Source organism: Streptomyces sp. NPDC001816, from assembly GCF_042892235.1.
Taxonomy (GTDB): domain Bacteria; phylum Actinomycetota; class Actinomycetes; order Streptomycetales; family Streptomycetaceae; genus Streptomyces.
Window position 1 is genome coordinate 1 of sequence record NZ_JBIATY010000007.1, and the last position, 12,168, is coordinate 12,168.

Genomic DNA, 12,168 nt, shown 5'->3' on the forward strand with positions numbered 1-12,168 from the left:
CTCCACCGCTGGTGTGACGGTGCGCGGGCTGAGTCTGGGGGGATCCGGCAGGCAGTCCGGGACGGCGGCGCCGACCCGGTCGACACCATGGGCCGCGCCCAAGCCGAGTTGACGGCCGCCAAGCTGCACTCCAACCGCGACCTCTCGTGGCGAAGGGCGCCCTCGCCGTGGTCGGCGCCTACTACTACTCGACACCGGAAGCTGGAAGTCCCGGACGGCGCGCCTTCCTGAGGCGGCGGAACCCGGTACGCCACCCGGATCCTCACCTCAGTGGCTGACCATGGCGCAAGTCAGCGTCGTCTTCCCGTCGGCCGTCTTGACGACGAACTTGCTCCCGTTGAGGCCGCCGATGTCAAACCTTCCCGACTGGTCCGTGGAAACGGTGCCAGAGCTGGATCCGGAGTAGGTCACCTTGGTACCACCGGCGAATCCCTCACCCCACAGGTGGTACTTGCCGTTCGACTCGGTTTCGACATGGCACGCCGCCGCCCGGGGGACGGCCCGAGGCACGGTGGCGCCCGACGCATGTGCGGCAAAGGCGGGACCCACCGCAAGCGCGGGAGCAACCAGGAATGTGAGTACTGTAAGACGACGCGTCCGGTTCATCGTTCAACCTCCCTGGGGAGCTGTCGGTGAGACGTGACGACCCCGTCACCGCAGCAGCGGTCGTGAGGACACCGAGGAGGAAGCCTCGCTCTGTCACGCCGGGCACCTGACCCCTTGAACAGGGGTCATGCTTCCGTCGATTCTCAGCGGAAGCCAAGCCACCCGTGGGTACGGTGCCTTTTTCAGCCTATCGTCCGTTTTGCCGCGGGACACCTCGGGTGCGTTCATCGAGGAAATGACCAGGACTGCCACCAGGCAGCGTGCGCGTCCGTCTCCAGTCCTTGCCCTCTGAGCCGGCCGGGCCGCCCCGCCTTCGGAAGGACCACCACCATGGACCTCGTCCGCCCTAGTGCTGTGACCCGGGAAGGTTCGCCGGGGTCAGCTCGGTCAGTCCGATAGTGCTGCTTCCCACCTCCATGAGGTTTGACGGGGGAGGCCGTCGAGGTCCCCGCGGCCGGTGCACCAGAGAATTACCTGGGTGGGGTCTCCGGGCGGGGCGGCGGGGAAGAGCCGGCTGAGTACGGCTGCGCTCAGCGAGGCTGGTGGTAGCCAGTTCACCGACAGTCCCTGCGTGATGTCGTGGGTGTGCAGCCGGGTTTCGGCGACGCCCATCGCTGCGAACCCCTCAGGGCCGCACGGACCCCAGTGCCAGGCACGCAGGGCCGGGTGGGCCGTGGCCAACGCGCTGCTGAGCAGCCCGCCGCAGGCGGTGACGGCCTGGAGTACCTCAGCCGGTGAGGCGGTGGGGCGGATGTTCAGGTCGAAGGGAAGGTAGGCGTCGGCGGGCTGTGCTGCCAGCTGCCCTGCGTAGGCCAGCAGGTCATGGCCGATGTGCGCTGCTGTTTGCCAGCAGGTCCATTCAAGCGGCCCCGCCGGCACTGTCCAGTCCTCTGCGGTACGGGGGCTGAGCACCCGCAGCATCTCTGCCACGGCGGCGTCGACGTCCTGATGGTCCATGCGGAGCTCCTTGCGGTTCGTGCTGTGCGACTGGGCTGTGCCGGTAGTCGTTCGTTCACGCTGCCAGGCACCTGGCACGTCCGCCCCAGCGGATGCCCTTCTCGCTGCGGATACGGGCGCGTTCTTTGCGCTGGGCAGCGAGCACGTCGGGGTGGCGGGCGTTGGCGTTGCGCCAGCGCAGGTAGCGGTGCAGGGCCCGGGTTTGCGCGGGGTGGCTGCGGTGGTGGGAGTTGGCGAGGGTGAACTGCCGCAGCGGGCCGAAGTGGGCCTCGATCGGGTTGGCCCAGGAAGCGTAGGTCGGGGTGAAGCACAGCTCGACCTTGTTCTTCTTCGCCCAGCGGCGGATGTCGGCGCCGGTGTGGGCGGAGAGGTTGTCCAGGATGATGTAGATGGGGGCGCCGTCGGGCCGGGCCGCGCGGATCGACTTCAAGGCGGCGAGGCTGTTGGCGGTGCCTTTGCGGCGGCGGTTGACACCCCACAGGGTGTCGTCGCCAACGGAGTAACAGCCGTGATCCCGAGAGGGCCGAACTCGTCGAAGGCGAAGACCCGGTCCGGGAAGCGTTCCAGCACCTGCTCGATCCGGTCGAGCTTTGCCTCCCGGTCTGGGTCGGGTGACTCCTTCCACGTCTTGGTGCGCTGAACAGGTCGTGGACGGGATGGTCGATCGCCCAGCGGGTGACCACGGTGTCGTGCCGGGTGGTAGCCATGACGTGGAAGACATCCGCCCGTTCCAGCTCGGACCGCCAGCCCTTGGAGAAGCCGTAGGCGGCATCCGCGGTCACCCACCGAAACGGGATCTTGTCCGTGATGGCGCGGCGGACCATCGCCTTCGCCATCGCCACCTTGGTTTCGAAGCCGACCTTGTCGTCGATACCTGCCCGGCGGCACCTTTCGCGGTCATCGGTCCAGGAGGTGGGCAGATAAAGACGCCGGTCGATCAGTGTCCGCCCACGGCCGGTTGCATAGGCGAGGAAGACGCCGATCTGGCAGTTCTCTGTCCGCCCGGCGGTGCCGGAGTACTGCCGCTGCACCCCGGCCGACCGCGTCCCCTTCTTCAAGAATCCTGTGTCGTCCACGATCAGGACGGCGTCCCGGTCGCCGAGGTTGCCGACCACGTACTGGCGCACGTCGTCGAGCACCTCATCGGCATCCCACTCGATACGGTTCAGCATCCGCTGGATGCGGTCCGGGCCCGCATGGCCGGCTTCCTCGGCCAGAGTCCAGCCATTCTTCCGCTGCAGCGGAGCGATCAGGCCCCGCATATAAGCAAGTGCCGACTCCCGAGGCTCCGACCTGCTGAAACGGTGCACGAAACGCTCATGCATCGCATCCAGTTCACGCGCCCACAGCCTGACATGAGCCAGGTCCCCACCCACAACCACACCAACGATCGACCTGGCCATCTGTCACGACAAGCACCGTTGCAGTACTAGATCACTCCGGGGAGGCGACGCGCCGCAGGGGCATCACACGAAGTCGGCTGCCGACTCCATCCTCAGCAGGACGTCCCTCCATTCCGCCCCGGAAAGCTGCATGGCCGCCCGGCGCAGGTCGAGGGGGTGACCTGCGGCAAGCGATGCGGCGATCTCCAGCACAGTCAGGTGGGGACCCATGGTGCCGGGCTCTCGGCGATTGTCGTCCAGCAGCTCGGGTGTCCGCAGCAGTTTCAGGACACCCGCCCAGTTCACCGAGGTCGGGCGGTCGTGCGGTTCCACGGCGCCCAGCGCGGGCTCCTCGATGAACCGGCGCAGCCAGTAGCCGCCACGGAAGGAGGCGAGGACCACCGTCGCCCTCCTCATCTGGTGATTGCCCACTGACTCCACAAGCTGCCGTGCCAGGACCGCCGCTTGGGGGGCTTGCAGGACGGAAAGGTCGTCGGCCTGATCGGTAGTCATGCCGCCACTATGCGGCGGCTGGAGAGACGGGCTCCGTGCGGCGCCAGCCCCTGTCACACGAACAGACCAGGCCGTTTTCTCCTGGCCAGTCGACGCCGCCCTCGCCGACTCACCTCCGCTTGAGCCGGGGGGGTGCCCCTATGTTTTTGGTCAAGGGAAACGGGGGTGCGTTGGGTCGGCGAGCCGGGCAGCATGGCGGGGTGGCCGACCTGCTGTGGGATGACGTGAAGTGCTTCTTCGACCTGGACCTGATGGGGTCGCTGCCTGACGTGCGTGTCCCGAACGCCTCGGTGGAGGACTGGCAAGCGGTCCTCGATCTTGTCGTGGAGAAGGGCTGGAAGTACCAGTACTCCGAGGGAGAGACGGTGCTTCCGATGCCCCGGGCGGAGGCCGTGCTGTCCCGCCCGGCGGATGCTGAGTGCCCGGACCTGCGGGTCTGGCCGACCACCGATGTGCTGGCGATCTTCAGTTTCCATGCCGACGATGAAGTCGACTTCGACGTCGACCTGCGGGAGTTGCAGGGCCAGGACCGACTTGATGTGCTCTGTGGCTTCCTTCGGGAGATCGGGCAAGGTTTGGGCAAGCCGGTGCTGATGGACCCGGAAGGCGACTACGGTCATCCAGTGCTCGGCTTCGACGTCGAAGCCGATCGGGTCATCCTCCTCGCAGACCCGCAGGTCAGGTGACTGAGGCCGACGGCTGCGGTTCGTAGAAGGTCCCGTCAGAAGCCGTCTCTCAACCGATCTTGGAACGTGCAGGTCGAACAGGGGTCCTGGTTGAGTGATCTTCCGGCGTGAGCAAGGCCGTCCTCACCCCGGAGAAGCACCGATGAAGAGACATATTGTGCTATTCAGCCTCGCCAGCGCCGTCGCTTTGGCCGAAGGCGACGCTGGGCGCTGCGGCGGTGGCGTGCGCCATGTCGACTCCTTGCAGTCGGCCATACCCCGGGAGGCTCCTCCGCCTCGCCGGGGTTTTCTCATGACTCCCGACCGTAGGAGCCGGTTAACTCGCCCGGCCACTAAGTTGCACACGATTACAGGGCAGTTGAATGCTGCTGGCCATGGACGACACTCACTCTTGACCGCGTGCCCCCGGTGCACGACGGTGGTGTAGCTCGTAGGCCGAAGGCCGCCGTGCTACGACGCGCTCCCCGCGCCTGGCTGGACCGTGCTGACGCTCAGGATGCCGACCGTCCCGGCGCAGGCAGTCGAGTTATAAGCGACGTAGATCGGGGTTGTCTGACCCGGCGGGTAGACCTGCAGGTACTGCGCGGCAGTCGGGTGGCACTGCTCCGCGGGGTAGTTGCCGGCGTTTGTGATCCGTAGCAGCGCGTTGCCGGTGGCCCCCGGCGCCAGCGTCACCAGCGTGGGGGGTGTGGTGGTGTTGCGGGTGGCGGCCGGGCCGATCTGACGGACGGGGCTGCCCCCGGCGAGCGACACCCCGGGGTAGCCGTACAGGGTGCAGGCGGTCTTGGAGATGTTGGTGAAGTCGATCACCTGGTAGACGCTGCCGGCGGCACCCTGGCTGACACCCGGTCTGGCGTTCAGATAACGGGTCGGGCAGGCGGCGGTACCCCCATGCGTGGTGCTTGTCGGCGTCGCGGTGCCGGTGCCCGTACCGCTGGCCCGAGCTGTAGCCGCCGCGGCAGGCGCCGTCGTAGCCGGTGCGCCCGAAGTAGCCGGTGCGCCCGAAGTAGCCGGTGCGCCCGAAGTAGCCGGTGCGTCGGAAACCGCGGCTGCGGCGGTGCCACCGGAGGAGGGGCCGGCCGAGCCCGCGCTGCAGCCGGTGGCGATCACCGCGATACAGGCGAGTGCGGTGGCGGGGAGTACTCGCCGGAGTATGAGTGGAGCTGACAACGCGGTTGCCCTTCTGCTGCGCGGGCGGCTCATTGGCCGTGTGACACTCATGACGCCGCACGTGCGGCACCGGTTGTACCAGACACGTCCCAGCAGTTTCACTGTTGTGTCCCGGCCGCTCGCCGCCCAGACCGGCTTGCCGGACATGGCAGGTCCCGCGTTCCGGCCGGCAGGGTCCCGTCCGGCAAGGCTGGCAGCTGCTGGATCACTCATGTGCCCTTGCGGACAGGCAGCGCCCCACCCGCCAGGCGGTTCAGGGTCCACCGGACCGTTCGGATGGATCGAGCAGTCCGTCGCGTCCGGGACGGAGCCAGATTGCTGGCCGTGACGAACACCCGGCAGAGGGCGTCTGCGCCGGCCGGCGCAACGACGTGCACAACCTGCTGTCGTACCTTGATCACGATGCTGCCGCTTGGGTCGCTGCCTCGTCCCGGATCGACACCGTGCTCAGCCAGCGTCCCTGACTGCGGGATCCGGCTTGTCAGGCGACCTCACCGGCCAGTTCCTGGACGCGTTGAATGCCGCAGACGCTGCGAGAGGACGGGTGGACAGTTCAGCCGATCACGGACCGTGCGAAGGCGACAGTGCCGGCGAAGGCACCCCCGGCGGCCAGTACCGCGACAGCCCAGGGGTTCCCCGCCAGCACGCACAGCACGCCGACGGCCACGGCGATCTGGGTGCTCAAGATGACGGCAGCACGCACCGTCATCAACGGTTCCTGCGACCGGTCGGACGGCGTACTCACGAAAGCTCCCGGCGGTTGTTCTCGCGCCTGCGCCACTCCTTGCCGAGGCGGATCAGCTTGCGTCGGGCCCGCTCTCCTTGCGCCTCATCCTGCTGCACCAGATCCGACGCCTTGGGCCACGGCAAGGGGTGGTTCTCCGACCAGGCACGGACCAGGGCCTGTTCCTGCTCGTTGAGCTGGCCTGCCACGTACCGCACGGGAGCGGTCTCGAACTGCTGGGCCCACGGAACAAGGCGAGGGATCACCAGATCCTCCGGCCCGGGCACGGTGTCCCGCTGCTCCCACCCGTCCGGGATGTAACCAATCGAGGCACCGCGGACCTGGTGATCGCGCTCGGAGTCGCAGCCCTGGCGGGCGTAGCGGATCAGGACCCTGCGCACCGACTGGTCGGCGGTGAGGTCGGCCTCCGCTCCCAAGCGCGCTCGAACATCGCCACAGCCAGGGCCTGACAGTGGTCCTCCAGCACCGGCCACAGGCGCAGGCAGCGGCGCAGGAAGTCCTTCATCGGCTCCGTGTCGCCCTTCATATTTGCGTGGAAGGCGTAGCGGGCCTCGGCGAGGACGGACGGCTTCAGCCGCTTCACCCAGTCGGCGACAGACCGGACTCCGGCGAAGAGGTCGGCCACATGGCCGCCGATGAGGTCCGTCAGCGACGGGAGGGGGCGAATGATCTCCAGCACCATCTGCGGCAGTCCCGCCTGGATAGCGAAGCCGTTCGGTGCCAGCGTCCCAGCCATCGTCGTCAGGGGTGCCAGCGCGCCGGCCATCTTCGCCAGGCTGGGCATCGGCGGAATCAGAGCCGGGAGGCCTTCGAGCACCGGGGCCAGGCCGACGTGCGACCCCCTGCACGTGCCGGTGAAGGACCAGGTTGTTCGGTCTCTCCCTGAAGAATCTTGAAAAAGCTGCCACGGCATCGCCGGGCGCCAACGCCCCCTGTTTCATAGGTGGAACGGGATCACCGTCTGTGGAGCGTGCACTGCACCCCCGCTGGGGGTGACTCGCAGTTGGCGTCGGTGACCTGCATGACGACGCCGTGGAGGTGGCCGCCGTAGTAGACGTCAACGGCACGACCCTCACCGCTGCGGATCCCGGTGCGGTACTCCTCCAGCACCTCGACCGGCTCTTCTGCGACCAGCCCGCTCACCAGCGACTCCAGTACGCAGTGCGGGCACGCCTCCACCGCGGTGTAACGTCGCCGCCCCCCTGGCCGTTCAGCTTCGCCGCGACCAGCAGGTCACCGTTCAGATCAAGCTTCAGCGACAGCCCCGGATGGCTCAGACGGGGATCATGCAGCCAACCGTGCAAGTCCTGCCCCATCCCTTGCAGGCTGGCCTCGAAGCGCGGCATCCGGTCCCACAGCTTGGCCTCGTAATGCGAGGCGAACGCGGGGCTGTGAAGAACCTGCAAGATCAACAGGACCAGCAACCAGTCGGCTCCGTACCACACCATGCGCCAGCCGTGCATGTCGTCGCCGACATAGAGCAGGACACCCAGGAGGATGAACACCACGGGCAACAGGATGCGCCCGCGCCACTGTTGACTCACGGCGAAATAGGTGACCAACGGCATGCCGAGCAGGCCCAGCAGCTCCAGCACCAACATCATGCGCCTCCCCGATCAGCGCCCATGGGCGCAGCCGACTGCCATGCGGTGAAAAGCGGTATCGCGCTGCCGTCGAAGACGACGATGCCGAACGGCCGGTCAAAGGCGATGTGTTGGATGACAGGAGGTCGGACGGAGGCACTGAGCACATGGCTGTAGCCCGTCACCGCTGACGCCTCCAACCCCCGCTCATTCACCTTCAGCACCGACTCCTGCACGAACTGACCAATTGTCAGAGGCTCGGGCGATATCCCGGAGAAATCTGCGAGCCGCGACGCCGCCTGAGCAGCCCCGAGTGCCGGGAGGTGCTGCGTCACGTCAAGTCCCGTCCGCAGACGGAGCCGTGGCAGCGCGAAGGTGACCGCGTCCGCCTCCATGGGGCGCCGCTGGTCGTGCGGGGCCCACGCAGCGGGCAGTACCTCGGCGGCGGGCTGCCCGGGCTCGCCGAGAACAAAGCTCACCTGCACGGGCTCCTGACCGTGTCCCGCCATGCAACGCAGCGCCACCACGTTCACCGGGCTTCCGGACCGGCTGGGGGCTGTCCACGCGTGGGTCGGCCGGGGCAGCTCCTTGAACATGGTCGGCACCCGGTGCTCGACCCCGCGCTCGTCGGTGAAAGGCCGGTCCACGGTGTCCTGCGGTCGGAACGGGGATTGCCAATCAGCCTGCAGGGCAAGAGCGTTGACCAGGACGAGCAGCACTTCCCGGTCCTGCCGGAGCGGCAGCCCTCCGATCAGGCCGCGGGTGACTTCTCGTACCCAGGTGTCGATTGCAGACGCGGCGTCCGGCGCGCTCGGATCCAGGTGTCCGAAGCGGATCTCCGGAAGTGACTCACGGTATTCCCGGTACACCGGTGTCCGCGCCCAGACCCCCGTGGCCACCGTCAGTCCGCCCGTCCCAGCCAGTGCAGCCGTCGCAGCGCGGGCCGCCGCGGCGGCCTCCGGCCCGGCGGCGCCCACCAACGATCGCAGCTCCTGAGCCGTCCCCGCCCGAGCACCCGTCGAGGCAGCAGTCAGCGCGAGCCACAACCCCGTTGGCGAACACACGAAGTTCCCGTCCTCGGCCCGCACTGCGGGATCGCCGGCAACCTCCGCCAACCAGCGTTCGGCAAGCCCTCGGATCGCGGAAACTTGCTGCATCAGCCCGGTCTTCATCACGCCTTCCCCGCAGGCTCCAGGCGTCCCCGCAGCACCGATCCGGCCAAATCTACCCGTCTCCCTGCCAAGGCCAAACATAGATCCCTCGTGCGATCGAGCAGTGGTGTTCCGCGACAATCCACGTATTGCCGCCGCCCTGGGGGCGCCCCGCTGAGCGTTGTCACCCAGGTTCAGATCCAGTCCTCCATGTGCCCGTCCCCGAGCAAGTTGCGTAGCAGCCGCAGAATCCGGCCATCGTGAATTCGTTGTGCCAGGTGCCGATGACGACTTGATGGTCGATCGAGTTGAGGCAGTGGGAGATGGCACCGGGCGCCAGGCCCCGGTGAAGGCGAAGGGCGCCCAGCCGCGTACCCGGCGCTGTGGCGCCGCACGCGAGGAGTTCGTGCTGGAGACCGTGTCTGGGACGCCGGCACCGCCCGCCTGCTGCGCCGACTGATCAAGGGCCGTGCGAGCGGGCCGGTATTCGTCACCCTCCGCCGCCCACCGCCCGCCCAGTGCCGCCCACCGCCCGCCCAGCGCCGGGAAAGGTCGTCAGCTCGCGCGACGTCTGCCGGGACACTGGGCTCGTCCAGCTGTCGTACGGTCAGGCCCGCGCCCCGCTGGATGAGGACACCGCACTCAGTGGCGTGCCGGGTGCGGGCTGGGGCCTGCACGGATACCGGCACTCCGGCCTCACCCACCTCGGCCAGGCCGGGGTTAGCCTGCCGATGGTCATGGGGAAGTCGCGGCACAAGAATCATGCTCAGCGAGCCACGGCGGAGGCGGAGAGGAGCGTAGCGGCGGCGAGGCTCCCCCAGAGGGCGGCCGGGCCGTGGGGTGCGAGAGCGGTGATGACCGCTGGGGAGGCGGCGAGGCCGAAGCCCGTGGAGAGCTGGAAGCGGGCGAGGGTGCGTCCCAGGGCGTGCGCTGGGGCGAGGGCGGTGACGAACGCGGTGGCGCTGCCTGCGTAGATGATCTCGCCGAGGGTGCAGACCACGGACACCGCGGCGACGGCCGGGGCACCCCAGCCGTGCCCCAGACAGGTGGCCGCGAGGAAACCGACGTAGGACGCGGTGAGCACCACGCCCGCGATTGCCAGCACGGACCGGCGCGGGAAGCGGGACATCAGGACGGTGACCGGAACCTGCAGGGTGACCACCAGCACCGTGTTGGCCACAAAGATGGCCGCCGACCACACCGGGGAGGCGTGCATCTGTGTCACCAGGACCAGAGGGAGCGCGATTTCGGGGACGTTGAGGCAGAAGACGTAGATCACGTTGGCGGCGAGCAGCGCGCGCATCCTGGGTGCGGGCTCGTCGTCTCCATCCTCGTCCTCGTCCCCGTCCCCGCCCCCGTCCTTGACCGTGACAGCGGTCTGATGAGCGTGCACGTCGACCGACCACGCCAGGGCCGCCGCGGCGAGGTAGGCGAGCCCGGTGACGGCTGCCAGCGCCTGCAATGCGGTGGTGCCGCCTGTCAGGCATGCGCTGGCGAGGAGGGCACCGGCGCCCAGGCCGGCGTTGCGCAGGGCGCGGCCCCCTGCGAGGGCGGCGTCGCGTTCCTGGCCTTGGGCGACCGTGGCCACGAGGGCGGCGTGGGCGGCCGGCCATGCCTGGTTGCCGATGCCGAGGAAGAGCGCCGCTGTGGCGAACAGCCAGACGTTCCCTGTCGGGGCGGCCAGCAGAAGCGCCACGCCCAACACCCGAACCAGCATCGACGCCGCCACGACCGTGCTGCGTGCGCCGCGGTCCAGCCATCGGCCCACCGCAGGCATGCACACGAGGCCCGCGACGACGCCGGCTGTCATGGCGGTGCCGGTGACCGGCGCGGACAGCCTGAGCACCGTCACCCCGTAGAGGAGCAGAAAGGGCCGCAGCAGGCCGGTACCGAGCGCGTCCACGGCAAGGGCGACGGCGTAGCGGGGGCCTCCGGAGGCGCGGAGGAGGGTGCGGGGCTGGATTCTGGTGGTGGTTGCCATGGCGCCAACGGTCGGGCCGGGTCGCCGGATGCGGCTCGTCGGTTGACGGACATCGTCAACCGACGCCGTCGCCGGCCGTCCGACCAGCGATGATGTGGGGATGACGCTGCGCATCGACATCACCGGGCTACCGGCCGAGCGGCTGCGGTTCACCGCCTCCCCGCTGGCCGAACTGACCGCGATGTTGCACGTCCTGGCCGAACCCGGGCATCACCCGCGGCTGGCCGGCTGGGCCGGGGACGTCTGGTCCGGGATGCCGCCGGAGCTGGCCGAGCGACTCAGGGAGGCGGAGTTCCTCTGGCGTTCCTCACGAGCCGATTTCCTGGTCCCCGCCCGACCTCGGCCGACCCTCGCCGAGGAGTTGGACGATGTGGACCGGATCGACGACGAGACCTATGTGAGCGCCGCGCTCATCACCACGTGCGGCAGCAATCGGGTCCACTTCGCTACGCCGTCGCCGCTCGCCGACCGGGCCGCGCGCGAGCGGGCGCTGGACCTGGCCCAGGCCCGCGGCGCACTCCAAGAGGCATTCGCACAGCGGCTGCTCGCGGACCCGGCCGCAGTGCGGGCGCGGGTGCGCCACACCCTCGAACAGTGCGCCGAGGCGTTCTTCGACGCCGCCTGGACAGGCGTCGCCGTGCAACTGGCCACCGACCTGCGTCTTAAGAACGACCTGCTGAAGCGCCAGGGCATCGGGGCGGCACTCGCCTCGGTCTCCGGCGCGGTCACCCTGGCGCCGGACGGCGACTGCATCGTCGTGGACAAGCTGCAGGACAACGCGACCGCCGCCCACGGCACCGGGGTCACCTTCATCCCCAGTGACTTCGGCCGCCCGCACCTGGTGGTGGTCCACGCGCCTGGATGGCAGCCGGTGGTGCAGTACCCCGTGGCCGAGCCCGATCCGTCAGAGCCGGTGTCGCTGGAAACGGTCACCCTCCGGCTGGAGGCACTCGCACATCCGGTACGACTACGGCTGCTGCGCACCCTGGCCCGCGGCCCGCACACCAATGGCGAGCTGGCCCACGCCTGGGAACTCACTCCCCCGGAGGTCTCCCGCCACCTCGCCGTCCTGCGCCACGCGGGCCTGCTCACCACCCGTCGACACGGGCGCTACGTCCACTACGCCCTCAACCTGCCCGAGATGACGACGCTGGGCACAGACCTGCTGACGGCCCTCCTGCGCTGAGCAGGTGCGGTATGCCGGAAGGCGGGCGACCGCCGCCTTCGCGCCATCGCCCGATGCTGCGGTCCCGCTCCCATCGCTGTTCCGGCTCCTCGCCGACTCCTCGGAGCGCGTCGCGGAGGCCGCCGGTGCCTCGCCGTTCCTTCCCGTCGAGCGCATGGAGTGGTTGCTGACCCGGGCGGGCCTGTAGCCGTCATGTCGCCCAAGCTCC

The 12,168-nt window shown here is 68.9% G+C and carries 14 protein-coding genes and 3 pseudogenes; 4 read left to right on the forward strand and 13 right to left on the reverse strand.

Translation table 11 applies throughout. The annotated features are described in order from the left end of the window. Window positions 1–267 precede the first annotated feature (267 nt). The 5 genes and pseudogenes from ACFYZZ_RS24740 to ACFYZZ_RS24760 form a co-directional block, all read right to left on the reverse strand. Entirely contained in the window at window positions 268–606 is a 339-nt protein-coding gene (locus ACFYZZ_RS24740) for a hypothetical protein (protein WP_389179819.1), read from the reverse strand. A gap of 387 nt (window positions 607–993) precedes the next feature. After that, window positions 994–1,563: a DinB family protein gene (locus tag ACFYZZ_RS24745; protein WP_389179822.1), complete on the reverse strand. Its 570-nt coding sequence runs from the start codon at window positions 1,561–1,563 to the stop codon at window positions 994–996. A 55-nt stretch (window positions 1,564–1,618) separates the two neighbouring features. Then, a pseudogene (locus ACFYZZ_RS24750) lies at window positions 1,619–2,202 on the reverse strand (transposase); the annotation flags it as partial. After that, window positions 2,109–2,939: pseudogene (locus ACFYZZ_RS24755) on the reverse strand (IS701 family transposase); the annotation flags it as partial. The pseudogenes ACFYZZ_RS24755 and ACFYZZ_RS24750, both read right to left, overlap by 94 nt. A 90-nt stretch (window positions 2,940–3,029) precedes the next feature. Further along, window positions 3,030–3,458, reverse strand: coding sequence for a hypothetical protein (locus ACFYZZ_RS24760; protein ID WP_389179825.1), 429 nt, complete (start codon window positions 3,456–3,458; stop codon window positions 3,030–3,032). A gap of 200 nt (window positions 3,459–3,658) precedes the next feature. Between ACFYZZ_RS24760 and ACFYZZ_RS24765 the strand changes: the two genes are divergently transcribed. Continuing rightward, window positions 3,659–4,144, forward strand: coding sequence for a hypothetical protein (locus ACFYZZ_RS24765; RefSeq protein WP_389179827.1), 486 nt, complete (start codon window positions 3,659–3,661; stop codon window positions 4,142–4,144). 450 nt (window positions 4,145–4,594) lie between these two features. Here ACFYZZ_RS24765 and ACFYZZ_RS24770 read toward each other — a convergent pair whose 3' ends face one another. The 7 genes from ACFYZZ_RS24770 to ACFYZZ_RS24800 all read right to left on the reverse strand — a co-directional run bounded on the left by ACFYZZ_RS24770 (window position 4,595) and on the right by ACFYZZ_RS24800 (window position 8,814). Then, window positions 4,595–5,527, reverse strand: coding sequence for a DUF4232 domain-containing protein (locus ACFYZZ_RS24770; RefSeq protein ID WP_389179830.1), 933 nt, complete (start codon window positions 5,525–5,527; stop codon window positions 4,595–4,597). A gap of 340 nt (window positions 5,528–5,867) precedes the next feature. After that, window positions 5,868–6,023, reverse strand: coding sequence for a hypothetical protein (locus ACFYZZ_RS24775; RefSeq protein ID WP_389179833.1), 156 nt, complete (start codon window positions 6,021–6,023; stop codon window positions 5,868–5,870). Window positions 6,024–6,055: 32 nt separating this feature from the next. Continuing rightward, window positions 6,056–6,475 (reverse strand): hypothetical protein, encoded by a 420-nt coding sequence (locus tag ACFYZZ_RS24780; protein WP_389179836.1) that lies wholly within the window; start codon window positions 6,473–6,475, stop codon window positions 6,056–6,058. Beyond that, a complete protein-coding gene (locus ACFYZZ_RS24785) occupies window positions 6,424–6,825 on the reverse strand; it encodes a hypothetical protein (RefSeq protein WP_389179839.1) in 402 nt (133 codons plus the stop codon). The genes ACFYZZ_RS24780 and ACFYZZ_RS24785 overlap by 52 nt, the downstream gene beginning before the upstream one ends. Window positions 6,826–7,013: 188 nt before the next feature. Then, on the reverse strand, window positions 7,014–7,202 hold the full coding sequence (locus ACFYZZ_RS24790) for a hypothetical protein (RefSeq protein WP_389179842.1): 189 nt from the start codon (window positions 7,200–7,202) through the stop codon (window positions 7,014–7,016). Further along, window positions 7,199–7,663, reverse strand: a complete 465-nt coding sequence (locus tag ACFYZZ_RS24795) for a hypothetical protein (protein WP_389179845.1) — start codon at window positions 7,661–7,663, stop codon at window positions 7,199–7,201. Before ACFYZZ_RS24795 ends, ACFYZZ_RS24790 begins: the two co-directional genes overlap by 4 nt. Next, entirely contained in the window at window positions 7,660–8,814 is a 1,155-nt protein-coding gene (locus tag ACFYZZ_RS24800) for a serpin family protein (protein WP_389179848.1), read from the reverse strand. The genes ACFYZZ_RS24795 and ACFYZZ_RS24800 overlap by 4 nt, the downstream gene beginning before the upstream one ends. Before the next feature lie 301 nt (window positions 8,815–9,115). Between ACFYZZ_RS24800 and ACFYZZ_RS24805 the strand changes: the two are divergent. Next, window positions 9,116–9,551 (forward strand): annotated as a pseudogene (locus ACFYZZ_RS24805) (site-specific integrase); the annotation flags it as partial. Between the two features lie 8 nt (window positions 9,552–9,559). Here the strand turns inward: ACFYZZ_RS24805 and ACFYZZ_RS24810 are convergent. Then, window positions 9,560–10,774 (reverse strand): MFS transporter, encoded by a 1,215-nt coding sequence (locus ACFYZZ_RS24810; protein WP_389179851.1) that lies wholly within the window; start codon window positions 10,772–10,774, stop codon window positions 9,560–9,562. A 100-nt stretch (window positions 10,775–10,874) separates the two neighbouring features. Between ACFYZZ_RS24810 and ACFYZZ_RS24815 the strand changes: the two genes are divergently transcribed. Beyond that, window positions 10,875–11,960 carry a DUF5937 family protein gene (locus tag ACFYZZ_RS24815; protein ID WP_389179854.1) on the forward strand — a complete coding sequence of 362 codons (1,086 nt, stop codon included), beginning with the start codon at window positions 10,875–10,877 and terminating at the stop codon, window positions 11,958–11,960. A 4-nt stretch (window positions 11,961–11,964) separates the two neighbouring features. After that, window positions 11,965–12,147 (forward strand): hypothetical protein, encoded by a 183-nt coding sequence (locus ACFYZZ_RS24820; RefSeq protein WP_389179857.1) that lies wholly within the window; start codon window positions 11,965–11,967, stop codon window positions 12,145–12,147. Window positions 12,148–12,168 lie beyond the last annotated feature (21 nt).